18 protein-coding genes are annotated in these 25,504 nt (G+C 73.4%); 10 read left to right on the forward strand and 8 right to left on the reverse strand.

Annotation, left to right across the window (positions count from 1 at the left end):
* Window positions 1-165: 165 nt before the first annotated feature.
* Together WMF31_RS10020 and recA are read right to left on the reverse strand one after the other, a co-directional pair.
* A complete protein-coding gene (locus tag WMF31_RS10020) occupies window positions 166-669 on the reverse strand; it encodes a SixA phosphatase family protein (protein ID WP_436601715.1) in 504 nt (167 codons plus the stop codon).
* A gap of 20 nt (window positions 670-689) precedes the next feature.
* Window positions 690-1,856, reverse strand: coding sequence for a recombinase RecA (gene recA / locus WMF31_RS10025; RefSeq protein ID WP_129351435.1), 1,167 nt, complete (start codon window positions 1,854-1,856; stop codon window positions 690-692).
* Between the two features lie 414 nt (window positions 1,857-2,270).
* Between recA and WMF31_RS10030 the strand changes: the two genes are divergently transcribed.
* Window positions 2,271-3,611 carry a serine/threonine-protein kinase gene (locus WMF31_RS10030; protein WP_436606538.1) on the forward strand — a complete coding sequence of 447 codons (1,341 nt, stop codon included), beginning with the start codon at window positions 2,271-2,273 and terminating at the stop codon, window positions 3,609-3,611.
* A gap of 125 nt (window positions 3,612-3,736) precedes the next feature.
* On the opposite strand, the gene WMF31_RS10035 is transcribed toward WMF31_RS10030, so the two are convergent.
* On the reverse strand, window positions 3,737-4,462 hold the full coding sequence (locus tag WMF31_RS10035; protein ID WP_436601716.1) for a tyrosine-protein phosphatase: 726 nt from the start codon (window positions 4,460-4,462) through the stop codon (window positions 3,737-3,739).
* A 101-nt stretch (window positions 4,463-4,563) separates the two neighbouring features.
* Between WMF31_RS10035 and WMF31_RS10040 the strand changes: the two genes are divergently transcribed.
* Both WMF31_RS10040 and WMF31_RS10045 read left to right on the forward strand, forming a co-directional pair.
* On the forward strand, window positions 4,564-5,055 hold the full coding sequence (locus tag WMF31_RS10040) for a hypothetical protein (RefSeq protein WP_242515264.1): 492 nt from the start codon (window positions 4,564-4,566) through the stop codon (window positions 5,053-5,055).
* Between the two features lie 110 nt (window positions 5,056-5,165).
* A complete protein-coding gene (locus WMF31_RS10045; RefSeq protein WP_436601717.1) occupies window positions 5,166-6,392 on the forward strand; it encodes an ArsA family ATPase in 1,227 nt (408 codons plus the stop codon).
* Between the two features lie 123 nt (window positions 6,393-6,515).
* Here the strand turns inward: WMF31_RS10045 and WMF31_RS10050 are convergent, their stop codons facing one another.
* From WMF31_RS10050 to era, 3 genes are all read right to left on the reverse strand, one after another.
* Window positions 6,516-7,517: a PfkB family carbohydrate kinase gene (locus WMF31_RS10050; protein ID WP_436601718.1), complete on the reverse strand. Its 1,002-nt coding sequence runs from the start codon at window positions 7,515-7,517 to the stop codon at window positions 6,516-6,518.
* A gap of 188 nt (window positions 7,518-7,705) precedes the next feature.
* Complete coding sequence (der, locus tag WMF31_RS10055; RefSeq protein ID WP_436601719.1) at window positions 7,706-9,184, reverse strand: ribosome biogenesis GTPase Der; 1,479 nt, start codon at window positions 9,182-9,184, stop codon at window positions 7,706-7,708.
* On the reverse strand, window positions 9,181-10,155 hold the full coding sequence (gene era, locus WMF31_RS10060; protein WP_436601720.1) for a GTPase Era: 975 nt from the start codon (window positions 10,153-10,155) through the stop codon (window positions 9,181-9,183). Before era ends, der begins: the two co-directional genes overlap by 4 nt.
* Before the next feature lie 411 nt (window positions 10,156-10,566).
* Between era and WMF31_RS10065 the strand changes: the two genes are divergently transcribed.
* Both WMF31_RS10065 and WMF31_RS10070 read left to right on the forward strand, forming a co-directional pair.
* Complete coding sequence (locus WMF31_RS10065) at window positions 10,567-13,323, forward strand: glycosyltransferase family 39 protein (RefSeq protein ID WP_436601721.1); 2,757 nt, start codon at window positions 10,567-10,569, stop codon at window positions 13,321-13,323.
* 140 nt (window positions 13,324-13,463) lie between these two features.
* Window positions 13,464-13,964, forward strand: coding sequence for a TIGR02266 family protein (locus tag WMF31_RS10070; protein WP_436601722.1), 501 nt, complete (start codon window positions 13,464-13,466; stop codon window positions 13,962-13,964).
* 75 nt (window positions 13,965-14,039) lie between these two features.
* Here WMF31_RS10070 and WMF31_RS10075 read toward each other — a convergent pair whose 3' ends face one another.
* Window positions 14,040-15,074, reverse strand: coding sequence for a zf-HC2 domain-containing protein (locus WMF31_RS10075; protein WP_436601723.1), 1,035 nt, complete (start codon window positions 15,072-15,074; stop codon window positions 14,040-14,042).
* Window positions 15,075-15,080: 6 nt separating this feature from the next.
* Complete coding sequence (locus tag WMF31_RS10080) at window positions 15,081-15,701, reverse strand: RNA polymerase sigma factor (protein ID WP_436601724.1); 621 nt, start codon at window positions 15,699-15,701, stop codon at window positions 15,081-15,083.
* Window positions 15,702-16,248: 547 nt separating this feature from the next.
* On the opposite strand from WMF31_RS10080, the gene WMF31_RS10085 reads away from it, so the two are divergent.
* The 5 genes from WMF31_RS10085 to WMF31_RS10105 all read left to right on the forward strand — a co-directional run bounded on the left by WMF31_RS10085 (window position 16,249) and on the right by WMF31_RS10105 (window position 25,502).
* Window positions 16,249-17,094 carry a hypothetical protein gene (locus WMF31_RS10085; RefSeq protein WP_436601725.1) on the forward strand — a complete coding sequence of 282 codons (846 nt, stop codon included), beginning with the start codon at window positions 16,249-16,251 and terminating at the stop codon, window positions 17,092-17,094.
* 62 nt (window positions 17,095-17,156) lie between these two features.
* Complete coding sequence (locus WMF31_RS10090; protein WP_436601726.1) at window positions 17,157-19,529, forward strand: tetratricopeptide repeat protein; 2,373 nt, start codon at window positions 17,157-17,159, stop codon at window positions 19,527-19,529.
* Window positions 19,526-23,884: a tetratricopeptide repeat protein gene (locus WMF31_RS10095; protein WP_436601727.1), complete on the forward strand. Its 4,359-nt coding sequence runs from the start codon at window positions 19,526-19,528 to the stop codon at window positions 23,882-23,884. The genes WMF31_RS10090 and WMF31_RS10095 overlap by 4 nt, the downstream gene beginning before the upstream one ends.
* The gene (locus WMF31_RS10100) at window positions 23,881-25,251 is read left to right on the forward strand and encodes a tetratricopeptide repeat protein (protein WP_436601728.1); all 1,371 of its coding nucleotides are present in this window, start codon (window positions 23,881-23,883) and stop codon (window positions 25,249-25,251) included. Before WMF31_RS10095 ends, WMF31_RS10100 begins: the two co-directional genes overlap by 4 nt.
* Window positions 25,248-25,502 (forward strand): hypothetical protein, encoded by a 255-nt coding sequence (locus WMF31_RS10105; protein ID WP_436601729.1) that lies wholly within the window; start codon window positions 25,248-25,250, stop codon window positions 25,500-25,502. Before WMF31_RS10100 ends, WMF31_RS10105 begins: the two co-directional genes overlap by 4 nt.
* Window positions 25,503-25,504: the final 2 nt, after the last annotated feature.

Raw genomic sequence — 25,504 nt, forward strand, 5'->3', positions numbered from 1 at the left:
GCGTCCCGGCCGTCGTCCGGTGGTGATCCGGATTTCCGCTGTGAATTCACCGCGTTGCCCGGAGCCCTCGCGTCCGCCGGCGGCGCGCGCCGAACCGGGCCGTCTTCCGCCTCGGACGCGCGGAGCCGCGCCGCGCCGCTGCTCCATGGCACAGCGCGTCCCTCGCTAGCCGAGCGCGTGGGGGTCGAGGATCTGCGCGATGCGCCAGCGGCCGTCGGCGTGCGGCGCGGCCTCGGGCTCGAGGGCGACGACCAGCGCCGTGACGAAGCCCCTGAGCCGCATCCCCGTCGCGGCCCGGCCGGGCGCATCGACGAGCGTGCGAACGAGGTGCTCGACGCTCGGCTGGTGCCCGACCAGGAGCGCGTCCGCGCCGCCCCGGGCGAGCGAGGCGACGAGCGCGAGCGGGAGGTCGGCGTCGAGCGAGAGCTCGTCCCGGAGCTCGACCTCCGGCGCGCCGCAGATCGGGGCCGTGATCTCGCCGGTCTCGCGGGCGCGCGCGAGGGGGCTCGAGAGCAGACGCGGCAGCGGGGCGCCGCCCCGGAGGCGGCGGAGCTCGAGCGAGACCCGCCGCACCCGATCCCGGCCCTCGGAGGTGAGCCGCCGATCCGCGTCTCGCCCGGTCGGCGATCGCTCCTCCGCAGGGCCGTGCCGCATCACGTAGAGGTGCATGGCTGCGCCGTGGGCCCGCGTCAGTTCGTCTTGCCCGCGCCGCGCCGGGCGTCCGGACCGGAGGAGGCGCCCTCGCGCCCCGCGGCCTCGCGCCCCCTCGCCGGCGCGGGCGCCTCGGCCCCGTTCGCCCCGGCCTTCGCCCCGGCGTTCGACCCGGCGCGGGCGATGCCGTGCTTCGCCAGGACCAGCCCCTCGATCTTGTCGAGCACCGCCGGGTGCTGCTCCAGGTAGTTGCGGGCGTTCTCGCGGCCCTGGCCGATGCGCTCGCCCTGGAACGAGAACCAGGAGCCGCTCTTCTCGATGATGTTCGCCTCGGTCGCCAGATCGATGACGTCGCCGCTGTGGCTGATGCCCTGGCCGTAGAGGATGTCGAACTCCACCTCCCGGAACGGGGGAGCCATCTTGTTCTTCACGACCTTGACGCGGGTCCGGTTGCCCACGACCGACGGCTCCTTGCCGCCCGCCGCGGCCTCCTTGATGGCGCCGATGCGGCGGATGTCGAGCCGGACCGAGGCGTAGAACTTGAGGGCGTTGCCGCCGCTCGTCGTCTCGGGGCTGCCGAACATGACGCCGATCTTCATCCGGATCTGGTTGATGAACATCAGCAGGCACTGCGAGCGCGAGGTCGTCCCGGTCAGCTTGCGGAGCGCCTGGCTCATCAGCCGGGCCTGGAGGCCGACGTGGCTGTCGCCCATGTCGCCCTCGATCTCCGCCTTGGGGACGAGCGCGGCGACGGAGTCGACGACGATGATGTCGACCGCGTTCGAGCGGACCAGCATGTCGGCGATCTCGAGCGCCTGCTCGCCGTAGTCGGGCTGGGAGATGAGCAGCTCGTCGGTCTTCACGCCGAGCTTCTTCGCGTAGTTCACGTCGAGGGCGTGCTCGGCGTCGATGAACGCCGCCGTCCCCCCCGCCCGCTGGATGGCCGCGATGGCGTGGAGGGTGAGGGTCGTCTTGCCGCTCGACTCCGGCCCGTAGATCTCGACGATGCGGCCGCGCGGGTAGCCGCCGATGCCGAGCGCGATGTCGAGGCCGAGCGAGCCGCTCGGCACCGCCGCGACCTCGTCGTGCAGCGTCTGCCCGTCCTTGAGGCGCATGATCGCCCCCTTGCCGTACTCCTTCTCGACGCTGGCGATCGCGAGCTCGAGGGCGGCCGACTTCTGCTTGGTGTTCTTCTCGTCACTCATGCGTACCTCGGGGAGGGGTTCCGAAGGGGAAGGGTGGTCGAAGGGGACCGCGGGGCTCGAGCCTCGACGCGCGGGCCCCGACGCGCGGGGCAACAGATTCCGGCAGACCTTTACTGTCCGGTTGTTCAGGAAGCAAGGCCCCGGCGTCCCGGATAGGACCGAAAACGTCCGCGCAGCGGGCGGGCCGGGAGGGCCGTGCGCGCGCCGGTGCAGGCGCCGCGAGGGCAGCGCGCGTCGCGGGCGGAGGCGATGTTCCCGGCTGCCGTGGAGTCGCACAATCCAGGCAACAATCGTAATAGCCACGCAGCATGAAGACTGGCGAATTCGCCACCCTTGGGCCAGACCTACAGGGTGGGGGGCGGGGGGCGTTTTTACCCGGGGTTTACCCTGGGACGGTACGAGTTCGTCTTGCGGGTGGCCGCAGGCGACATGGGGGAGGTCTGGGCGGCGCGGCTCAGGCGAGAGCACGGGTTTCAGAAGCTCTTTGCCATCAAGCTGCTTCGCCCGGAGCTCTCCCCCGATCCGGAGGTCGTGCGCAGGTTCCTGGACGAGGCCGCGCTGGCGGCGCGCATCCGGCATCCGAACGTGGTCCCTGTCGTCGATCTCGGCGCGCAGGACGGCGTGCTCTTCCAGGTCATGGAGTGGGTGAGCGGAGAGCCCCTGTCGTCGGTGCTGCGCGCCGCGCGCGGGCGCCCGGCGCCGGTGCTCGCCGCGGCCAGGATCGCCTACCAGATCTGCGCGGCGCTCGACGCCGCGCACGAGCTGCGGGACGAGCTCGGGAATCCGCGGGAGCTCGTGCATTACGACGTGTCGCCGGACAACGTTCTCGTCACGTCCGAGGGGCTGGTCCGGCTGGTGGACTTCGGCATCGCGAAGTTCGAGGGAGAGCGGCTGTCGGAGCGCTGGCTGGGCGCCGCCCGAGGCGACCGCGGCCGCGCCCGCGAGGCGGCGGGCCACGAGGGGGGCGCGTTCCTGTTCAGGAGCAGCGCGCCCTACATGGCGCCCGAGCACATCCGCGGGCAGCCGTGCGATCGCCGCGCCGATCTCTTCGGGGTGGGGCTCCTGCTCTACGAGCTCCTGTCGGGCGCGCACCCCTTCCAGGCCGACGACAGCGAGAGCACGATGACCCACATCGCGAGCGAGCGGCCCGCCGCGCCGCTGTCGTCCCGCGCGGTCCCGTCCCGGCGCGGGCTCGCGGAGCGGCTGAGCTCGGCGCCCCCTCCGGAGCCGATCCCGCCGGCGCTCGATCGCCTCGTCTCCGAGGCGCTCGCCAAGTCGCCCACCGCGCGCACCGCGACGGCGTCGCAGCTCATGCGCGCGCTCGAGGAGGCGGTCCCGGGCTCGGCGCACCCGGGCAACGACGCGATGGTCGCCGCCTGGATCGGGCAGCTCCTCGGGGGGGCGTCGCACCTGCGCACGCAGCGGCTGCGCGCGGCCCTCGAGGCGCTCGACCCGGTGAGCGAGGCGGGGGAGGAGGCGGAGCCGGTGCCACGCCCGCGGATCTGGGTGCAGGCCGTGTGGGCGCTGGGCGTCGTGGTCGCCGGGTGCGTGCTCGCGGGGACCGCGGCGGTGGGGCACGGCTCGCTCCGGTCGCTCCAGCTCATCTCCCCGGCGGCGTCGGCCGGGGGCCACGCCGGGACGAGCGTCAACGCCGGGGCGAAAGGCAACGCCGGGACGAGCGTCCATGCCGAGAGGAGCGTCAGCGCGCCGCCGCGGGGGCCCCGCGCCGCGGCGACCACGGCGCCCCGGAAGTGAGCCGGCGCGGGTGAGGCGTCCGCATCTCCGCCGTCGCGGCGTGGGCGCATCCCGCGACGTGGACCCGCCGCCGGCCGCGCCCGGGCCGGACGGGGCGCGCGGCCGGCGCTGGCCGCCGCCCGGCCTCACGCCTCGACGCGCCCCTCGAGGATCGCGCGCGGCCCGTCGATGAGCAAAAACCTCGCCTCCTCCTCGCCGACCCGCGCGAAGAGCGCCTCGATGCCCGCGCGCACGTCGGCCACGTCCCTCGCGGCGTGCGCGTCGCTGCAGGCGGCGTAGTAATAGCCCTCGTCGAGCAGCCGCTCGGCGGCCCGGCGGGGGGTGCGGCCGTACTTGCCGGCGAGCGCGGCGACGTCGAGGAGGAGCACCGCGCCCGCGTCGAGCAGCGGATCCAGCGAGGTGGGATCGGCGAAGACGGGCTCGTAGCGCTCCGGATGGGCGAGGACCGGGCGGAGCCTCCGGCGGCCGAGATCGAAGAGCCGCTCCGCCGCCCGGAGGGGGAAGCTCCGGTTCGGGAACTCGATGAGCGCCGCGCGCCCGCCGGGGTAGGGGAGGGCGTCCCCTGCGAGCAGGCGCTGGAAGACGATGTCGTCGAAGAAATGCTCCGACGACAGGGCGACCGCGGGCAGGTCGCGCGCCCCGGCGAGCGCGGCGCAGGTCGCGTCGTAGGCGGCGCGGAGGCTCCGCTGGGTGTTGTCGAACATCCCGGGCCGCATGTGCGGCGTCGCCACGACCGTGTCGAACCCGGCGGCGCGGAGCGCGGTGAGCAGCGCGAGGCTCTCCTCGACGGTGCGGGCGCCGTCGTCGATGCCCGCGACCCAGTGGCTGTGGAGATCGATGAAGCCGCGCATCCCGGGCCCGAACTTAGCAAATTTGGCCGACCCCGCGCCCTGCGACCATCCTTCGCGTCGAGGAGGTGTTCGTGTCGCTGTCGTTATCGAACCAAGAGCTCATGCCTCAGCCCGGCGCCGGTGGTTGCGCGGGCGGCCAGCGCGGTGACGGGTCGGGGGGCGGCGCCCGGCGCCCGCTCGATCCGGGCGCGCCGTGCGCCGGCGAGGGCGCCCCGGCCTCCGAGCGGCGCCGCCGCCGCAGCGACGATCCGATCACCGCGCTGCATTATCAGCTCTCGACGACCCGCGCCGAGGCGAACCTCGACGTCGTGGTCCTCGTGGACGACAGCGGCTGCCTCGTGGCCGGGGCGGGCGCGTGGCCCGCGTGCGAGGAGCTCGCCGCCTACGCCCCCCTCCTCGCGAACCGGGACGCCGTCCAGAGCGCGGCGGTCGACTCGCGCATCGCGGTGCTCACCCAGGACGTCGAGGTCCAGAGCCTGTCGGTCGAGGGCGCCGAGGTCTTGCTCTGCGGCCGAGGCGGCACGGCGGCGCGCGCCGCGTCCATCGCCCGCGCGGCCGAGGGCTGCCTGCGCATCCTCCGCGCCGCGGCCTGACCGCCCGCCCGCTCGCCAGCGCATCCTCCGCGCCCGGCGGGCCGCCACCGCCGGCGCGCTCGCGTCGCCCGGTTCGTGCTAGTAAGGGGCCGCGACCCGCGTCGCGCGTCATGTCCGGTCCGCCTGCCACCTCCCGAGAGACCCCGCCCGCCGTCCCAGCGCCTCCCCCGGCGGACGGCGTCGGCCTGGCCCCGCTGCTCACCTCCCGCCGCGTGATCCTCTGCGTCGGCTGCGGCGGCGTCGGCAAGACGACCACGACCGCGGCGCTCGGCCTCGCCGCGGCCCGCCGCGGCAAGCGCGTCCTGTGCCTGACGATCGATCCGGCGCGCCGCCTGTCCCAGAGCCTCGGGCTCGAGGAGATGAAGACGGAGGCGCAGACGATCGAGCCGGCCCGGTTCGAGCGGGCGGGGCTCGACGTGCCCGGCTCGATGACGGTCATGATGCTCGACACGAAGTCGACGTTCGACAGCCTGGTCGCGTCGCTCGCCCCCTCGCCCGAGCATCGAGACCGGATCCTGAGCAACGTCCTCTACAAGTACATCTCGACGTCGCTCGCGGGCACGCAGGAGTACATGGCGATGGAGAAGCTCTACGCCGTGAGGAGCGACCCGCGCTACGACCTCATCCTGCTCGACACGCCGCCCACGGCGAACGCGCTCGACTTCCTCGACGCGCCGGAGCGGCTGGTCGGCGCCATCGACAGCGCGGCGACGCGCTGGTTCGTGCAGGCGTTCCAGAGCTCCGGCAAGCTGTCGCTGAACCTCCTGGCGCGCTCGACGGCCGCGGTGCTGCGGGGCATCGGCAAGCTGACCGGCAGCGGCTTCCTCGAGCAGATCGCGGCGTTCATCAGCGAGATGAACGCGGTCTTCGGCGGCTGGAAGCAGCGGGCGGACGCGGTGGCGTCGGCGCTGCGCGGCCCCGACGTGGCGTACGTGCTCGTCACGACGCCCGATCCGCTGTGCGTGCGCGAGGTGCTGTATTTCGCCGACCGCCTGCGCGCGCAGGACATGCGCCGCGACGCGTTCGTCGTGAACCGCGTCCACCCCGTGTACGGCGCGCTGCCCGGCGCGGCCGAGATCGCGGCCGCGCTCGACGGGAGCGGCCTCGCGCTCGGCCCCGGGGCCGCGGCGCGGCTGCTCCAGGCCGCCGAGGACGAGAGCCGCATGGGCAAGCTCGACCACCTGAACCTGATGGCGCTCGAGGCGGCGCTGGAGGACGAGCAGAGCGGCGGCAGCGTCCGCGCCGACGTGCCGGCGTTCCCCTACGACATCTACGACGTCGCCGGCCTCGCGCGGATCGCCGACGTGCTGGCGCCGCTGCCCGGCGCGGCGGGCTGAAAGCTCGTCCACGGTGCCAGCGGGCTCCGCGCACGCCCTCCGGGCTGCTGGGCCGATTCCGGGCAGGCCCTCCGGCGGTCGCCTGCGGCGCCGTGGCGCGGCGCCGTCCGCCGGGGGAGCGGGCTACCGCAGCAGCCTGCCCACGTTCTCGCCCCGCACCAGCGCCTCGATCTCCGCGGGCGCGGCGAGGTTCGCGTCCCCCTCGACGGCGTGCTTGAAGGCGCACGCCGCCGTCGCGAAATCCAGCGCGCCCTGGTCGTCCTTCCCCGCCATCCAGCCGTAGATCAGGCCGGCCATGAAGGCGTCGCCGGCCCCGATCCGATCCACGATGGGGATCAGGTCGTACTCCTTCGAGCGCAGCAGCCGCTCGCCGTTCCACATCACGCCCGAGATCGCGTTGTGGGAAGAGCTGATGACCTCCCGCTCGGTCGAGGCCACCTTGCGCACGTTCGGGTACGCCTCCATCGCCCGCTGGCACGCCTCCTCGTAGGTCGCGCCCGTGATCCCGACGCAGTTCTCGAGGTCGCCGGTGCCGGCCACGATGGCGTCCGTGAGCTGGATGAGCGCGGGCATGACCTCCCGCGCCGTCTTCCCGTACTGCCAGAGGTTCCTCCGGTAGTTGATGTCCCCCGAGACAGTGACCCCGCGCCGCCTGGCCGCCTGGAGCGCCTCCAGGCAGACGTCGGCGGCGCCCTGCGAGATGGCCGGCGTGATGCCCGTCCAGTGCAGCCAGGCCGCGCCCGCCAGCGCGCCGTCCCAGTCGACCATCCCCGGCGCGATGTGGGCGAACGCGGAGCCCGCGCGATCGTAGACGATGCGGGCGGCGCGGTGCGCCGCCCCGTTCTCGAGGAAGTAGAGCCCCATCCGCTCGCCGCCGAACACGATGCGCTCCGTGGCGACGCCGTGCCCCCGCAGCGCCCGGACCGCGGCCGCCCCGAGGTCGTTCTCCGGGAAGCGCGTCACGTGCTCGGCCGGGACGCCGAGGTGGGCCAGCGACACCGCGACGTTGGCCTCCGCGCCGGCGTACACGACGTCGAAGCTGCCCGCCTGCGTCAGCCGGGCGAACCCGGGCGTGGAGAGCCGCATCATGACCTCGCCGAACGTGACGACCTTTCCGTGGCGCATCCGTCTCCTCCGCTCCGCCTGCTCCGCCCCGTCCTCGTCGCGGCCGGGGCGCCCAGCTCCAGGAGCACCGATTCTGCTGAGATTCCGAAGAAATCAGACCACGGGAGAGGAGACCGCAACGTCGCGAGGGACGCAAGGGAGAGAGGGAGAGGGGAGGAGCGCGACCATCCCCCCGGGGCCCGGGGGGCCTAGCCGCGCCGCCGGCGCTCCTTGTACTTCACCCGGACCGGCACGCCCTCGAGGCCGAACGCCTGCCGGAGCTGGTTCGCCACGTAGCGCCGGTAGCTGAAGTGGATCTTGTCGGGATCGCTCGCGACGACGACGAACAGCGGCGGCGACGTCTCGGCCTGCGTGATGAAGAACAGGCGGGGCGCGCGGCCCCCGTGCGTGGGCGGCGGGTGCGTCAGGAGGATCTGCTCGAAGAAGCGGTTCAGCTCCCCGGTGGGCACGCGCCGCCGGTAGGCGTCGGCCACCCGGCCCACCGTCTCGATGAGCTTCGCCACGCCGCGCCCGCTGCGCGCGCTCACGTGCGTCACCGGCGCCCACGGCACGAACGCGAGCTTGTCGCGCGCGTCCGCCTCCGCCTTCGCGAGCGCCTTGCGGTCGAGCAGGTCGATCTTGTTGAGGCCGATCACGATGGCGCGGCCGCGATCGACCGCCAGGCCGAGGATCTTCGCGTCCTGCTCGGCCACGCCCTCGGCCGCGTCGCTGAGCAGGACCACGACCTCGGCGCGCTCCATGGCGCGGATCGCGTGGAGCACGCTGACCGCCTCGACGGCGCTGTCCTCCTTGGCGACCTTCGCCTTGCGGCGGATGCCGGCCGTGTCGATGAGCAGGAGCCGCTTTCCGTCGCGCTCGGCCAGCGTATCGATCGGATCGCGCGTCGTGCCCGGCTGCGCGTCGACGAGCATGCGCTCCTCGCCCGTGATGCGGTTCACGAGCGACGACTTCCCCGCGTTCGGCCGCCCGACGATGGCGATGCGGAGCGCCTCCTCGGCCGACTCCGCCGGGGCCACGGGCTCCTCCGGCAGCGCGGCCTCGATGGCCATCTCCAGCTCGGAGATCCCGCGCCCGTGCAGGGCGCTGATCGGGATGAGCCTCTCCATCCCGAGGCGGTAGAGCTCCGCCGCCTCCGCCTCGGCGCGCGGCGAGTCCGCCTTGTTCGCGACGTAGATCACGGGCTTGCCCGCGCGGCGCAGGAGGCCGAGCTCGGCGTGCTCGGACGGCGTGACCGGCGTCACGGCGTCGAGCACGCACACGATCACGTCGGCCTCGGCGATGGCGAGATCGATCTGCCGCTTGATCCCCTGCCGCATGGGATCGTCGCTCTCGGGGTCGAACCCGCCGGTGTCGACCAGCGTGAACCGCCGCCCCCGCGACGTGACGTCGCCGTAGTGGCGGTCGCGGGTCACCCCGGGCTCGTCGTGCACGATCGCGGCGCGCTTGCCGACCAGCCGGTTGAACAGCGTGCTCTTGCCGGTGTTGGGCCGCCCGACCAGCGCCACGATCCCGAACGACGGGCTCGGCGGCGGCGCGATCACCGGGCCGTCGTCCTCGAGGGCGACGACCTCCTCCTCGGCCTGCCCCTTCTTCGCAGAGCGGCCGCCCCCTGCGGCGCCCTGGCCGCGCCGGGTCGATCGGGGCAGCGCTGGTTTCGACGCGCTCACGAGGTCTCTCCCTTGTTGTAACCGAGCTCTTCCAGCCGCTGCAGCGACTCGCGCCACTCCGGCGTCACCCGCACCCAGAGCTTGAGGTTCACCTGCCGCCCGACAAGCTCCTCGATCCTGAGCCGGGCCTCCGTGCCGATCCGCTTCAGCTGCTCCGCGCCGGCGCCGATCAGGATCTTCTTCTGCCCCGGCCGCTCCACATGGATCGTCGCGTCGATGTGCAGCGCGCCGTCGCCCGTCGGCTCGACGTAGCGCTCGATCTGCACCGCGCTCGCGTGCGGCACCTCCGCCTGCGTCGCGCGGAGGATCTGCTCGCGCACGTACTCGGCGGCGAAGAAGCGCGTCGGCCTGTCGGTGAGCTCGTCGGGCGAGAAACCCCACTCCGCCTCGGGGCAGAGCTTCGCCACCTCGTCGAGGACGCGCTGCACGCCGTCCTCGCGCAGCGCCGAGATCGGGACGATCGCCGCGAACTCCCGGAGCTTGGCGAACGCGTCGAGGAGCGGCAGGAGCTGCGCCTTGTCCCGCACCCGGTCGACCTTGTTGAGCACGAACACCACGGGGGCCTCGCTGCCCAGGTCGGCGAGCAGCGCCAGGTCGCCCGGGTGCGGCCTGAGCGGCGGGAGGTCCTCGCCCTCCTTCGCGGGAGCTCGCCGGACGCGCGTCAGATCCGGCGCCTCCGTCACGAACACGATCACGTCGGCGGTCCGCGCGGCCTCGCGCGCCGCCTGGTTCATCACGCGCCCGAGCTCCGTGCGCGGCCGGTGCAGCCCGGGCGTGTCGAGCAGCGCGATCTCCGCCGGGCCGTGGTGCACGACCCCGAGGATCGCGTCGCGCGTCGTCTGCGGCGTCGGCGAGACGATCGCGAGCGGGTGACCGAGCGCCGCGTTGAGGAGCGTCGATTTGCCCACGTTCGGCCTTCCCACCAGGGTGACGCGCCCGGACCGCTTCGGCAGCGGGGCGTCCGGCTCCACGGCCGGCCTCTGCCCGGCGCTCCGCCGCCGCTGCTGCCCGGCGCCCCGCGCGCCCGCCGGCGACGCGGGCTGCGGTCGCCCCGCCGCGCTCCGGCCTTTCCGGGGGCCACGCCGGGCCTGGCCGCGGGCCCCGTCCGGAGAGCGCGCCGCGGAGCCAGCGCGCGCCGCGGCGCTCGCGCGGGGTTCTGGGCCCGACGGCCCTGTCCGGCGGCCGCCCTGCGGCACAGGACGGGGCCCGGGGGCAGCCGGGGAGGGCTTCGGCGCACGCGGGCGCGTTTTCGCGCCCTGGGGCGCGCTCTTGGGACGGCCTTTCACCACGCCGCGCGCGATAGCAGACGCCCAGGGGGGCTACAAACGCTTCCCTGCGATCCGTGGTCAATCCTGCGCGGAGGCGGTAAGGGGATGCCTCGCATGTCGAGCGTCCACCGAGGAGATCCGCAACGCGGAGCCCCGCCCGCCATCCTCGAGCCGCACGCGAGCGGGGCCCCGGCCCACGGCGGGGCGCCGCCGCGCGAGGAACGCTCGCCCGAGGCCGCCGCGCCGCCGTCCTCGGACCGGTCCTCCGCGCCGCCGGCGTCAGACCGGTCCGGCGCCGCAGCCCGCCCCGGGGGTGGTCTTGCGCGGCTCGCCGCCCTCGCGCTCTCGGCCGTCGCGCTGCTGCCCTTCCTTGGCAAGAGCGGCATCTGGGATCCCTACGAGCTCGACAACGCCGACCTCGCCCGGCGGATCGCGATCCACGCCTTCGGCGCGCGCGGCCTCGAGATCGCGGACGCGGCCTCCGCGATGCCGACCCTGACCGACCTCGGGATGGGCGAGCTCGGGTTCACCTCGATGGCGCTCGGCTTCCGGCTGTTCGGCCTGCACGACTGGGCCGGTCGCCTCCCGCTCGCGCTGTGGGGGCTGGCTGGCGCGGTCGTGCTCCACGAGCTCCTCGCGCGCCTCGTCGACCGCCGGGCCGGCCTGTACGGCGTCGCGGTGCTCGTGACCATGCCGCTCTACGTGATGCAGGCCCGCACCATGCTCGGCGACATCGTCACGATGGCCGCGCTCACCATGGCGTTCTGCGGGCTGACCGGCGCGCTGGTCGAGGGCGCGCCCCGGGCGCAGCGGGGCGCCCTCTTCGCGCCCGCCGCGTGGCTCGCGGTGGGCGCGCTCGGCCTCGCCGCCGGCTTCCTCAGCCGCGGCCTGCTGATCGGGGTCGCCGTGCCCGCGCTCGGCGCAGGCCTCACGTGGCTCGTGCTGCGGACGTCCGGCGCCTGGCCCGAGCCGGCGCGCCCCCGGGTCTCGCTCGGCGACATCGTGGGCGGCGCCGCGCTCCTGATCGGCGCCGCGGCGGCGGCGAAGGGCGTCCTCGTGCTCGCCTCCTCGACCGCCGGCGCTCCGCTCCCCCGCGCCCTCGGCGTGGCGCTCCTCGAGAAGCCGCCGGTCGAGTCCACGTTCGATCTCACGCTGCGGCAGCTCGGGCACGCGCTCTTCCCGTGGAGCGCCTTCCTGCCGTTCGCCGTCGGCCGGATCTTCCGCGCCCCCTCCGCGCCGCAGGGCGACGCCGCGGCGGGGGCGACGGCGCCGGGCCTCGCGCTCGATCGCGAGGCCGCCGTCCGCGTCGCGCTCGTCGTCACCTCCGCGCTCGCCTACGGCGCCTTCGCGCTGCTCGGCCCGCACGCCGGCGCGCTCCCGTTCAGCGGCCCCGCGCTCCTCGCCGCGATCGCCGCGCTCGCGATCCGCGATCTCGAGCGCGGCGCGCCCGCCTCGCGGGCGCTCGCCGTCGGCTGCGCCGTGCTCGCCTTCGTCCTCTACCGCGACCTCGTCCTCTCGCCGGACAGGGCGCTCAGCGTCTTCTCCGTGGACAGGCCCGCCTTCCCGGAGAGCTTCGAGGAGGAGGCGGCCGCGGCGATGCGCCTGGTCCTGCTCGCGTTCGCGGGGCTCGTGGCGCTCACCTGGTTCGAGGAGCAGCCGCGCCAGCTCGACCGCGGCCTCGCGGCGTGGGCGCGGCGCCTCGCGGGCACGTACGAGGGCGGCGCCGCGGCGCTCGCCCGCGTCTGGAGCGGCAACCTGCTCTTCCTGCTGATCGTCCTCGAGGCGGCGCTCGTCGGCCTCGGCGCGATGCTCTTCGTCGGCAAGCGCATCGGGTGGGGCGCCCTCTCGCGCATGCCGGACCGCGTCGCCGCCGGCGGCATGAACGCCTGGTGGGCGCTGCCGCTGCTGCTCGCCGCGAGCCCCGCGGCGCTCATCGCGGTGCGCGATCTCTTCCGCCTCGCCGTCGCCCGCACCGCCATGCCCCGCGCCCTCGGCACGCTGCTCGCCGGCCTCCTCGCCGGCTCCGTGCTGGGCTTCTGGTATTACCCGGCGCTCGCAGCCCAGCTCTCGCCGAAGGAGGTCTTCGAGTCCTACGCGGCGCAGCGCAAGCCCGGCGAGCCGCTCGCGGCGCTGGGCGTCCGGAGCCGCGCCGCGGCCTACTACCAGGGCGGCGCGGTCACCTCGTTCTCCGAGGCCGCGGAGGCGTTCGCCTGGCTCACCGCCTCCGCGGGCGAGGACGCCGCGGGCGGATCTCCCTCGCCCCCCGCGCGCCGCTGGCTCATCGTGAAGGCCGGCGAGCTGCCCAGGCTGAACGCCCTCTTCCGCGCTCGGTACCGGCGCAACCTGCCCGTGCTCGACGGCCGATCGAGCCAGATCCTCCTGGCGTCGAACGAGCTCGGAGGCCGCCCGAACGAGAGCTGGCTCGCCCGCGTCGTGCTCGATGAGCCCCCCGCTCCGGCGAACCCGGTCGAGGCGATGTTCGAGGACCAGCTGGAGGTGCTCGGCTGGGAGCTGACGGACGAAGGCGGCCGGAAGGTATCGAGCGTGGTCCCCCAGAGGGTCTACCGTCTGCGGACGTATTTCCGCGTTCACCGTCCGATCACGGAAAACTGGAAGATGTTCGTCCACATCGACGGCTTCCAGCGCCGTTACAACGGCGATCATGCCGTGCTCGAGGGGCGTTACCCGATGAGCCTGTGGCAGCCGGGCGACATCCTCGTCGATGATCACGAGATCCGGCTCGATCCCAACTTCACGCCGGGCGATTACGCGTTGTACTTCGGCTTCTTCGCCGGCGCGACGCGCTTCCCGGTGACGCGCGGCCCCGCGCACGAGGATCGCGTCCGCGGCGGCGTCCTTCGCGTGCGGTGAGCCGCCCCCCGCGGGACGCTCACCGGATGCACGCGGCGTGCGCGCTTTCGCTGCTGAGCTCGGGCCCCTGGCGGCGCGCGCGCGCCCGTCCTCATCGAGCGCCCTCGACACGCGTGCGGAAAGCGGCTAGTCGCAGAAACATGACCGGGGGCCGTGGTGATTCGAAGCATCCGCCCGACACGCGGGGCGGTGCGTCGGCCGCTCGCGCGCAGGCCAGCGCCCACGGTGATGGGAATCACACCGGCGAGGAGGTCGAGTGTGACGCCCCCGCCCCGGACTCGCTCAATCGACGGTCGTCCGAGCGCATCGACGTCACGTGGCTCGTGGACTGCGAGACCGACGACACGTTTCTCTATGCGTCGATCACGAACATCTCGGAGATGGGCATCTTCGTGCGTACGACGCAGCCGCTCTCGATCGGCACGCGGCTGACGCTCCGCTTCTCGCCGCCCGGGAGCGACGGCTCGTACGTGCTCGAGGGCACGGTGCAGTGGATCAACGAGGTGCGCCCCCTCCACGACAACCCGAATCCGGGCATGGGGATCCGTTTCGCCGATCTCACGCCGGACGACCGCGAGCGCATCGTCGATACGATCAGGACGATCGCCTACCTCCGCGACGCGCCGGGCAGATCCAACTGACGGCAGCGCCCCCCACGGCGCGGCACATCCGTTCGCGGGCCCGGGTCGGCGGCCCGCGCCTGCCCCGCGCCGGCGTCAGCGTGATGCGTCGGTCGTCGCGGCCGGCTCCGGCGAGCGCTGGGTCCCGGGGGCGGCGCCGGCGGCCGGCGCCTGCGGAGCGCCGCTCCCGTCCGACGGCGCGGCGGGGCGCGCTGCAGGTGCCGCCATGGCGCGCTGAGGGGCCGCGAGGGAGCCCGCGCCCGCCGGGGCCGCGCTCTTGGCCTGCGCGCGCGCGGCGCTCGCATCGAGGCCGTCGAGCGCGCGTTCGGCGCGGTCGCTGTAGCCCCTCACGGCACGGAGCGTGAGGAGCAGCGCGCGCGCCTTGGCGACGTCCCCGGCGGCCCGATGGCACTGGGCCGCCTCCCACATCGCGGCGTACGCGGCCGACGTGCCTGGATACCGCGTGCCGACCTCGTCGAGCTTGCCGAGCGCGGCGGCGCACCCCGACCTGCGTTGCACCGCCTGTGCGTCGCGGAGCGCGGCGCTCGCGCCGCCCTCCGGCTCCGCGGCCCCGCGCTCGCCCTTCTCCTTCGCCGCCTCGAGCGGCCTCGGCGCCTCGAGCGCCTTCTGCTCGGCCCCGCGCCGGCCCTCGCCGTCCTCCGAGAGGGCGGCGGCCGCGGGCGGTGGCGCGTCGCTCGGCGGGTCGAGCTGCGGCGACGCAGGCCGGCCCCACTCGGTGACCCGCACGGGGGCCACGCCCGACTTGGGCCGGAGCAGCAGCAGGCTCGATCCGATGACGAGCACGAAGAGCGCCGCCATCGCCAGCTGCGGCCGCATCGCGTGGCTGCCCGCCCAGGCCAGCGCGCGGAGCGCCTTGCGCCGGAACGGCGTCTTCTTCTGCGCGATCTCGACCGCGTCGAGGATCCGCGCCTCGAGCTCCTCGCCCGGCTCCTCGAGCGGGAGCGCGCCGACGTCGCGGGTCGCGCGCAGCCCCGCGAACGCCGAGGCGCACCGGGCGCAGCTTTCCATGTGCCGCTTCATGGCCGCATGCGTCAGCTCGTCGAGCTCGTCGTAGAGCGCGTCCATCACGTGCTGATCGAATCGTTCGCAGTCCATAGGCAGCTCGCTCACGGCGCGCTAGCGCAGCGCCCTCGCGTAATCCTCGTACTCCGAGAGGGCCTCCTGGAGGCGCTCCAGCGCATAGCGCATGCGGCTCTTCACCGTGTTCTCCGGCACCCCGACGATCTGGGCGATGTCCTTGAAGGGGACGCGCCCGATCTCCCGGAGCAGGAAGACCTCCCGCTGCTCGTGAGGGAGGCCCTCCACCGCGCGGAGGATGAGCTGCCCCATCTCGGTCCCGATCGCGGCCCGATCCACCGCGGCCCGGGGGGCCTGATCCGCGGTTCGCTCGCCGAGGGTGGGCCCGTCGCCGGCGTCGCCGGAGCCCTGGTCGAGCGACGGGTGGCGCCGGAGCGACATCTTGCGCAGGTGGTCGATGCAGACGTTGCGCGCGATCGCGTACGCCCAGGTGGTGAACCGGGCCTCATGCTTGAAGTCGGAGGCGCTCTGCACGATCTTCACGAACACGTCCTGCACCAGATCCTCGGCGGCCTGCGGCCCGCGGACCTGCCGCAGGATGAAGTTGTAGATCGCAGTCTTGTGCCGCCGGACGAGCCCGGCAAACGCGGCGCGATCACCGCCCTGAAAGCGCATCATCAGGACTTCGTCGGTGACCTCCTCTCGAGAAATCGGGACCATCCTAGCTCCCGGAGCGGCCGAGCCTGTGCGCAGTCCTCTTGGCGGCCCGAGCGGCGGCGGGTTCGTGGCGGCGACCGCGATGTCGGATCGGACGCGCAGCGCGGCTCGAAGATCTGAGGAGCTCTCCTTCCCCTGACACAAGCGCACCTTAGCGGATCAGCCCCCGAGCGAGCGAGCCCCCTTCGCCCGCGGGAGGGCCGGCGGTTCGCCCGCAGCAGAGAAGGCAGCCTGCGGCGGCGCCCGGAGAGGGCCGGCCAGGGCGCGCGGGGCCGGGCGAGGACCCCTCCTGGGCCGCACGGAATGCTCCTGGACAGCGCGCCGCCGGACCGGATAGGCGCCCCACGGTGTGCGCCGGGCCAGGGCACCAGCACGATTTCGGCTGCTCGATGTCGCGCCGCCGTTGCGGCGCAGCGACGGAACGCTCCACCGGGGCCGGGGGGCTCGCCCAGGTCGTTGCGCTCCGAAGCCCGCCGCCACTAGACTCCGGGCACCGGGCGTGAGGTCGCCCCCCTCTGCGACGAGGGTAAAACCACGAGGTTGCCTTTCGATGCGACTTATCAGGATGCTGGCAGTGGGGGTGGGGGCCTCGTTCTTGATGGTCACGCCGGCCCTCGCCCAGAGCCCGGGCGGCGCGACGGGCAAAGCCGATGCACCCGCCGCGTCCGCGGCGCCCGCCCCGCAGGGCGCGCCGGCCGCCTCCGCGGCGCCGGCCGCCTCCGCGGCGCCCGCCCCGACGGGCGCCGCGGCCACGCCCGCCGGCGGCGCCGCGGCCACGCCCGCCGCCACGCCGGCCACGACGAAGGCCGCGCCCGCCGCCGCGCCGGCGATGGACGGGCCGACGTACGCGGTGCGGCTGCGGGACCTGGAGCAGCGCATCGACGAGCTCAAGGAGCAGATCCGCCGCAGCCACACGCGGCTCTCGCTCCTCAGCGACACCATCCTCTCCGGAGGCGGCGCCGGCTCGCGCGCCTCCATCCGGTTCAACAACGAGCTGTCAAGCGCGTTCCGCGTGACCCGCGTGCTCATCGTGCTCGACGGCGCCGTCCAGTACAACAAGACCGATCAGTCCGGCGCCCTCGCGGAGCAGGCCGAGATCCCGATCTTCAACGGTTCGGTCCCGCCGGGTGACCACACGCTGCAGGTGCTCGTGAACCTGCAGGGCAACGGCTACGGGGTGTTCTCCTATCTCCGTGGCTACCGCTTCGAGGTGCGCTCCAGCCACTCGTTCACCGCGGTCGAGGGGAAGACGATCAACCTCCAGGCCGTCGCGTTCGAGAAGGGCGGGGTCACGACCCCGCTCGAAGAGCGCCCCGCCGTCCGTTTCGTCGAGAAGATCGTGAGCGGCCTCTCGGACACCTCCGGGCAGCCGGCCGCCGCCGCGGGTGGCAAGTAGCATCGAGCTCGTTAGGACAAGTCGCCATGACCTGGGACTCCGGATCGCGGGTACTCCCTGCCTTGCTTGGCTTGCTCACGCTCGGCGCGGCCGCGACCGCCGCCCCCTCCGAGGCGTGGGCCCTGGACTCCGAGCGCGCGTACACGAGCGCCTCTCAGCAGATCCGCGGCGTCGCCTCCGGGCTCGGCGCCATCCAGGCGGCCATCCAGAAATCGCGCGGCGAGGAGCGCACCGCGTCCCAGCGCATCGCGGACGCCGTCCTCCTGATGGGCTCCAGGGACTACGCGCGCGCGGCCAACGTGCTGAACGAGGTCGTCGAGAAGTACCCCGAGCATCCGACGGCCCTCCCCGACGCGCTGACGCTGCTCGGCGAGACGTACTTCCGCTCGAAGCAGTACCTCTCGGCGCGCCGCGCCTTCCAGCGGATCGTCGCGAGCGGCGCCGAGCCGCGGTTCGCCGCCTACCAGGAGAAGGCGCTCGGCCGGCTCGTGGACATCTGCCTCCGGCTCAAGGACCACGACGCCCTCGACGCCATCTTCGCGTCGATGGACGGCGTCCCGCCCACCGCGGCCGGGAGCGCCCTCTCGTACGCGCGCGGCAAGGGCCTCTACGTGAAGAAGGACCTCGCCGGCGCGAAGGCCGCGCTCGGGGCGGTCGACCCGCGGAGCGAGTACTACCACCAGGCGAGATACCTGCTCGCCCTGATCGCGGTGAAGGAAGCGACGCCCCCGCCGGAGCCGCCCAGGGAGGACGAGGCGCCCCTCCCGGTGCCCAAGACGCGCTACGTCGCCGCCATCGACCTGTTCCAGAAGGTGACGCAGCTGCCGCCCGACACCCCGGAGCACCGGCGCGTCATCGACCTCTCGTGGCTCGCGATCGGGCGGCTCTTCTACGAGGCCGACCAGTGGGCCCAGGCCGTGCAGGCGTACGGCCACATCGACCGCGCCTCGCCCGAGTTCGGGACCATGCTCTACGAGCTCGCCTGGGTGTACGTCCGCCTGGGCGACGTCGACCGCGCCCAGCGGTCGCTCGAGATCCTCGCCATCGCCGAGCCGGATAGCCAGAACATCGCGGACGGCTCGCTGCTCCGCGGCGACCTGATGCTCCGCGCCGGCCGCTTCGAGAAGTCGCTCAGGGTGTACGAGGGGGTCCGCGCCACGTACGACCCGATGCGCGCGCGCGTCGACGCCTTCCTCGGCGCGACGAGCGATCCCGCGGTCTACTACGACAAGCTGAGCCAGGAGCAGATCGAGGCGCTGGACACGACCTCCGCGCTCCCGCCGCTCGCGGTGCAATGGGCGCGCGAGGCCGAGGACGGCCCGGCGGCGTTCGCGGTGATCGACGACATCAACCGCTGCCGCGAGCTGATCAAGCAGTCGAACGAGATGATCGAGAAGCTGAACGCCGTGCTCACCTCGCCCAACCGGGTGCGCGCGTTCCCGGAGCTCAAGGCCGGCGAGGAGCGGGCGCTCGCGCTGCTCAACCGGGTCGCGCTGGCGCGCCTCGCGCTCGGCCAGGGCATGGACGACGTGGAGGACGGCTCGCTCTCGGGCGAGATCGGCAGCGCGCGCGCGCGGCGGCGCGCGCTGGAGCGGCGCCTCTCCCAGGTGCCCGTCGCGGACGCGGACTTCCAGGAGCGCGAGGCGCAGGCGATCAAGCAGTGGAACACGCAGTCCCAGCGCCTGCAGCAGCTGACGCTGCAGATGGACACGCTCCAGGCGACGATCAACGGCCTCAGGCGGGTGCTCCGCGAGGGCCCGCAGGCGGGGGTCGTCCGGGATCCCGCGAGCACCGCGCGGTTCGAGCACGAGCTCGCGCAGAACGAGCGCGACCTCGCGGTCTACCGCCAGCAGACGGAGGTGCTCCGCAAGCAGATCAGCGCGGGCCGGGTCCAGGTCGGCTTCGGCGATCAGCGCTTCATCGAGGACGCGCAGGTCCGCAGGGCCCACCGCGACGCGCTGACGCGCGAGGTCGAGCTGGCCGCGGCGGGCGCCGGCGGCCAGGATCTCGCGGAGTACGCGCGGCGGATCACGCCCGTGCTGCGCGCGGGCGACGCCGCGGACGCGCGGGTCGAGGCGGCGCTCCGGGACATCGAGGGGGAGGTCGCCGAGAGGGCCGCGGGCCTCCGGCAGACGGTCGCCCGGGAGACGGCGAACGTCGTGGGCTACTCGGTGCAGCTCGAGGCGCTCGACCGGGAGGCGCGCCTCGTCGTCGGCGAGGTCGCGATGCGCAACTTCGGCCTCGTCCGCGACAGGCTGAAGAACATCATCCTGCGCGCCGACGTCGGCATCACCGAGGAGGCGTGGGAGGTCCGCGAGGAGCAGATGACGCGCGTCCGCAGCCTGCAGGTCGAGCGGGCCCGGGAGGATCGGGTCCTCAGGGAGGAGCTCAACGAGGTCCTCGATGACAGCGGCGATCCGGAGGATGAGAAGTGAGCAAGGAGCACGGCGGCGCGGGCGCGCCGCGGACGTCTGAGGCGCCGCGCGCGGGGGCCGTGGCGCCGTCGCTCGGATCAGGGGCCGCGCCCGGCCCGCGCGGCGTCCGCCCGCGCCGCCGCCGCCCGCGCGGCGCGCTCGGGGTGGCCAGCCTCGCCCTGGTGCTCGCGGTCACGCCGCTCGCACTCTCCCAGCCGGGCGGCCAGCCCGCGCCGGCGGCGTCCGCCGCTCCTGCCGCGACGCAGGCTGCGCCGGCGCCGGCGCCCCTCACGGCGCCGACGGCCCAGGGCGCCACGGCGCCGGCCGGGGCCGCCCCTGCGCCGCAGGTGCCCGCCTTCGCGCCGCCGGTGTCGACGGGGCGCAAGCAGGCGCCGCCGCCTCCTCCTCCCACGCCCGCGCAGCTCGCCGCGCTCGCCGCGCTCGAGAAGGAGGCGGCCGCCTACGAGAAGGCGGCCCGCGATTACCGGAGCGCCATCACCCGCATCGTCCAGCACCACTACGAGGACAGGCGCCGCCGCATCCTCTCGGCGCTCGACCGGGAGCTCGAGACGGAGAGGAAGGGGCTCCGCGACGCCCGGGAAGAGGCGATCCGGCGCCTCGAGGTGTTCGTCCAGCGTTACAGCGGCCCGAACGCCCACCCGGAGAACACCCCCGACGCGATGTTCCGCCTGGCCGCGCTCTACGAGGAGCGCGCGCGCACGGACACGGACGCGAGCGAGGATCTCAGCGCGGCGCTGCTCCCGGCCATCGCGCTCTACAAGCGTGTCATCCGCGAGTTCCCGCAGTACCGCGAGCTCGCCGGGATCTATTACTACCTCGGCCACGCGCTGAACGACTCGGCCCGCTTCCCGGAGGCGCAGCAGGTGTGGCGCTCGCTCGTGTGCCACAACAGGTATCCCTACCCGGTCGAGCCCGACCCGAACGACCCGACGCGCGACACGGTCGGCAAGCTCCCCCAGGACCACGACGACGATTACTGGACCGGCTGGGAGGCGCGCCATCCGACGCCGATCGGCGCCACGCCGGGCAGGGCGGGCCAGCCCGCGCGCCGGGCCGGGCGGGCGCATGCGGACGTCGTCGAGGACGAGACGACCTTCATCGATCCTTACCCGGATGAGTGCCAGCCGATCCCGCAGAAGACGGTGCTCGGCGCCGAGCCCCGCTACATCGCCGAGGTCTGGTGGCAGATCGGCGACTATCACTTCAACGAGATCGACCGCGCCGGCGGCCCGTTCAACTACAACCGGGCCGAGTCCGCATACCGGCAGTCGATCAAGTACAAGAAGCCCCCGGTCCACGGCGTCGCGATGTACAAGCTCGCGTGGACGTACTTCAAGCAGCAGCGCTACGAGACCTCGGTGCGCCAGTTCATCGAGCTGCTCCGCTACACCGATGAGCAGGAGAAGCTGACGGGGGATCCTGGCGCGGATTTCCGGGCGGAGGCGTATACCTACATCGCTGGCTCGCTGACCTACCTGGACTTCGTCGGCCCCGGGCCGGAGGAGCCCTACATCCCGAGGAACGATGTCCTCGATATCGAGACCGACCCCCGCATCGCGGAGCAGAAGATGCGGATCGCGATCGAGCGTGTCCAGGATCCGAGGCTGATCCCGCAAGATCAGAAGTGGACGGTCGAGATCTACAAGGCGCTCGCGCTGGAGTTCAAGGAGCTCAACCAGTATCGGAACACGATCGAGGTGAGCGAGATCCTCCTCCAGAAGTGGCCGATGCACCGCGACGCGCCCGTCGTCCAGAACCAGATCGCGGACATTTACGACACGCTCACGTCGCAGTCGCGCGAGGGGACGGCCGAGCGGGCGCTGAACTCGGCGAAGGCGCTCGAGGCGCGCACGAAGCTCGCCCAGTACGTGGGGATGACCCCGTGGGTCGAGGCCAACAAGGACGACCCCGAGGCGATCCAGGCGGCCGAGCGGCTGGTCCGCGGCGGGCTCCGGCGGGCCGCGGCCGACCACACGAACGCGGGGCGCGCCCTCGTGCAGCAGGCGCTGAACGTCGACGAGAAGGAGACGCGCGACCCGATCTTCGAGCGCGCGCTCGGCGAGTACCGCCTGGCCGCGCAGGGCTGGGCCGGCTACCTGAGCCAGGACGAGAACGCCCCCGACGCGTACGAGAGCCGCTACTGGCTGGCCGACGCGCTCCACATGGTGGTCGTCATCACGGTGGCGATGGATCGCTCGCCCACGGCGCAGGAGGTCGACGCGGCGAGGCGCGCGGCGATCGGCGTGCGTGACTCCAACGAGGACGACAAGTACCTGCAGCCCGCAGCGTACATGGTCGTCGACACGGCCCACCAGGCGCTCCTCGACCAGCACAAGCGGTTCCAGCGGACCGGCGGCGCCGAGGGCATCGAGCCGCGCGAGAAGGTCAAGATCGTCGGCGAGGGCAGCGAGCAGCGGGTCGTCGCCGAGCCGCTGCCCGGGCCGGTGCAGGCCGCGGTCACCGCGCGCGACGAGTACATCCAGCGCGTCCCGCCCGCGCTCGACGCCCCGAAGAACATCGATCTGTACGCGTTCCAGGCGGCCGACTACTACTTCCTCTACGGCCAGTTCGCCGAGGCGCGCAGGCGGCTCGAGCCCATCTACGACGCGCAGTGCGGCAAGACGGAGTTCGGCTACAAGGCGTGGGAGCGGCTCACGACGATGTCGAACCTCGAGAACAACGTCGAGCAGAGCCGCAAGCTCGCCGAGGCGGCGCTCACCCGGAGCTGCGCCGTCAGCGAGGAGCAGAAGCTGAAGGAGGGCGACATCGCCCGGCCGACGATCTCGCGCGGCTACTACATCGACGCTGCCCGGGCGTTCGAGAAGGCCGAGAAGATGCCGGACGGCCCGGAGCGCGTCGCCGCCTGGCGCGAGGCGGCCGCGCTGTACAAGGTCGCGCTCGAGAAGGCGCCGGCCCGCGACGAGGCGCCGGAGGCCGCCATGAACGGGGCCTACTGTTACAAGCAGGTCGGCGACTACGATCAGGCCATCGCCATGTACTCGCTGTTCATCAAGGAGTACGGGAGCGAGGAGAACCTGGCGAAGCTCGAGAAGGGCGACCCGGAGGCGACCCCCCCGAAGGTCCCCGATCCGAAGCGCTATGCCGAGCGGGTGAAGTACCTGAAGCAGGCGTACGACGCGCTCTCCGCCGCGTACGTCCTGTTCTTCAACTACCGGAGCGCGGCCGAGACCTACGACACCATCGCGCGCAACACGCGGTTCGAGCAGGCGGCGCGCCGGGACGCGGCCCGGAACGCGGTGCTGCTCCACGCGAACAACGGTGAGCGCGACAAAATGACCGCATCGCGCGCCACGTTCATGAGCCTGAGCCCGCCCCCCGAGCAGAAGGCCGACATCGATTTCCTGGTCGCGTCGGCGGACATGAAGGCCTGGGACGAGCGCGGCTCCGACGAGGGCCCGAACCGGGCCGCGCGCAACAAGGCGATGCAGTCGATGGAGGCGTATTACACCGCCAACAAGAACAACCCGGCCGCGAGCGGGTATGTCGTCCAGGCGGCGTACCACGCGTCCAAGATGCGCGCCGCGGGCGGCGATCCGAAGGCGCGCGACTGGTGCAGGAACACCATGAACGCGTTCACGGCGTTCCGGCGCTCCGCCGCGGGCGACACGGCGAAGGTCCTCGGGTCGGTGCAGGCCGACATGGCCGCGGAGTGCGCCTACAAGGCCATCGATGAGCGAATCAAGGCCGAGTTCGATTACGACACGGGGCACCACCGCTACGAGGGCGTGATCGACCGGGTGAAGAAGGCCTTCGAGGCCGATCTCGTCAAGGCCAACGACAGGTACTGGAAGGAGCTCCAGGAGGTCATCACCACCTACGAGTCGCGGCCCTGGTCGGTGGCCGCGCGGGCGCGGCAGGGCTCGCTCTACGACTCCTGCCGGACCGGCCTCTACAACGCTCGTCCGCCGGGCCTCAGGCTCTACACCGACAAGGAAGAGCGGCTGCTCAAGCTCGCCGAGACGAGCGATCGCGAGGATCTCCAGGAGACGGCCGACGCGCTCCGCCAGAACCGGCGCGAGCAGTGGCGCGCCGCCCGCGAGCGGCTCCTCGACGACGCCGACAAGGCGATGGTCAAGTTCTACGTCGAGTCGGTCGTCTGGGCGAAGGCGTGGAAGATCCGGAATCCGGCCGTGGATCACGCGATCCAGCGGCTCGCGTTCTTCACGGACATCCTCGGCGACGCCAAGCTGCGCGCGTGGAGCCAGGGCGTCATCGACCCCGAGACGAAGCGCCCGTTCGAGTACAAGGACGGCATCTTCCTCCGGACGCGGCCCGGCATGACCCCGCCGCTCGCGCCCGACGGACTCCCCCTGCCCCTGCCGGTCGTCCCATGAAGCGCCGCCTCCCTGACGCCGTCCTCGCCGCCCTGCTCGCCCTCGCGGCGCCGCTCGCCGCCGCCTCCTGCGGCGACGAGGCGACGCCGCCTCCCAGGGCGCCCACCCACCCCGCGGGGCCCGGCGCCGCCGCGCCGCCGGGCCTGGCGCCGTACGGCATGAGCGACGCGCCGAGCTCGATGCGGCCGTACGATCAGCCCGCCCAGGGGGCGCATCCGGCCATGAACGCCCGCGCGGCGGCGCTCTACCAGAGCGGCCTGCAGGCCTTCGCGATCGGCGACCTCGCCAGCGCGCGGGCCCTGTTCTCGCAGGCGACGCAGGCGGACCCGCGCGCGCACCAGGCCTTCTACTCGCTCGGCGTGGTGCAGGAGCGGCTGCGCGACAGCGGCGCGGGCGCGAGCTACCGCCAGGCGTTCACGATCGTGCCGGACTACGAGCCCGCCATCATCGCGTACGCGATGCTGCTCGCCAGGAAGGACCAGCTCGGCGAGGCCGAGCGGCTCCTGAACGAGAAGCGCGGCCAGGTGCCGAAGTCGGCGGCCATCACCGCGACGCTCGCCGAGATCGAGTCGCTCCAGAGGGACACCGGCTCGGCCCAGCGGCTCGCGCAGGAGGCGCTGAAGATCAACCCGGATTACCGGCCGGCGATGGTCATCATCGCGCGCGACCACTACAGGAACAGGCGCCTCGACCTCGCGCTGTACGCGCTCCAGGCGATCCTGGACGGGTTCGAGCCGGTCAGCGAGAACCCGCCGCGCGACAGGGACAACGCCGAGGCGCTGCTGCTCCGGGGCCTGATCTACCGGGAGCAGGGGCAACGCGCCGCGGCGATGGAGGAGTTCCGCAAGGCGGTGGCGCGTCGCCCGGACCTCGTCGAGGCGCGGGTGCAGCTCGCGACCTTCCTGCTCGAGGCGGGCAACGCCCAGGAGGCGCTGCCGCTCCTCGAGGGGGCCATCCGGTTCGACGCCGAGCACCTCGCCGCGCACCTCAACCTCGGGGACGCCTACCGCCTGCTCGAGCGCTACGTCGAGGCGAAGCGCGAGTTCGACTGGGTGCTCGCCCGCAACCCGAACCTGCCCCAGGTCCACTACGATCTCGGCCTGCTCTACCTGTTCGCCCCCAGCGTCCCCGGCATGACGCCGAAGCAGCAGGTGACGGCGGCCATCCAGTCGCTCACGAAGTTCCAGGAGCTGCGCAACAAGGGCCAGCGCGACGACTCGGAGGAGCTCCTGAACCGCGCCAAGCTCAAGCAAGGCGAGCTCGAGGCGGCGGCGGCCGCGGCGCAGCCGGTGGCGCCCGCGCCCCCTGCCGCGGCGGCGGACGGCGGCGTGGTGGACGCCGCGACCGACACGGGAGGGACACCATGAGCATGTACAGGTCACTGGCGCTGGGTTCGGTCCTGCTGGCGATCCTGGGCCACGGCGGACGGGCCGACGCGCAGGAGAAGGGCAAGCAGCGCGGGGTCATCACCCTCGCCGAGGTGACGATCACCGGCCGGATCCAGAAGCCGATCGCGGCCGTCGACGTGAGCCGGATCCAGCCGAAGCTCACGCTCGCCGAGCTGCGGCAGCCGTTCCTGGACCGCATCGAGCAGGCGATCTTCAAGGAGCCGTTCTAGGC

The organism is Sorangium sp. So ce1036 (genome assembly GCF_051369805.1).
Lineage (GTDB): Bacteria > Myxococcota_A > Polyangia > Polyangiales > Polyangiaceae > Sorangium > Sorangium cellulosum_F.

What these genes read in the sequence shown, in the direction of transcription:
- WMF31_RS10040 (WP_242515264.1), top strand. Translation starts at nt 4,564, where the DNA reads ATGCCTCAGCCCGGCGCCGGTGGTTGCGCGGGCGGCCAGCGCGGTGAC.
- WMF31_RS10070 (WP_436601722.1), top strand. Translation starts at nt 13,464, where the DNA reads ATGACCGGGGGCCGTGGTGATTCGAAGCATCCGCCCGACACGCGGGGC.
- recA (WP_129351435.1), bottom strand. Translation starts at nt 1,856, where the DNA reads ATGAGTGACGAGAAGAACACCAAGCAGAAGTCGGCCGCCCTCGAGCTC.
- WMF31_RS10020 (WP_436601715.1), bottom strand. Translation starts at nt 669, where the DNA reads ATGCACCTCTACGTGATGCGGCACGGCCCTGCGGAGGAGCGATCGCCG.
- WMF31_RS10105 (WP_436601729.1), top strand. Translation starts at nt 25,248, where the DNA reads ATGAGCATGTACAGGTCACTGGCGCTGGGTTCGGTCCTGCTGGCGATC.
- WMF31_RS10065 (WP_436601721.1), top strand. Translation starts at nt 10,567, where the DNA reads ATGTCGAGCGTCCACCGAGGAGATCCGCAACGCGGAGCCCCGCCCGCC.
- WMF31_RS10050 (WP_436601718.1), bottom strand. Translation starts at nt 7,517, where the DNA reads ATGCGCCACGGAAAGGTCGTCACGTTCGGCGAGGTCATGATGCGGCTC.
- WMF31_RS10085 (WP_436601725.1), top strand. Translation starts at nt 16,249, where the DNA reads ATGCGACTTATCAGGATGCTGGCAGTGGGGGTGGGGGCCTCGTTCTTG.
- WMF31_RS10035 (WP_436601716.1), bottom strand. Translation starts at nt 4,462, where the DNA reads ATGCGCGGCTTCATCGATCTCCACAGCCACTGGGTCGCGGGCATCGAC.
- WMF31_RS10100 (WP_436601728.1), top strand. Translation starts at nt 23,881, where the DNA reads ATGAAGCGCCGCCTCCCTGACGCCGTCCTCGCCGCCCTGCTCGCCCTC.
- WMF31_RS10045 (WP_436601717.1), top strand. Translation starts at nt 5,166, where the DNA reads ATGTCCGGTCCGCCTGCCACCTCCCGAGAGACCCCGCCCGCCGTCCCA.
- WMF31_RS10080 (WP_436601724.1), bottom strand. Translation starts at nt 15,701, where the DNA reads ATGGTCCCGATTTCTCGAGAGGAGGTCACCGACGAAGTCCTGATGATG.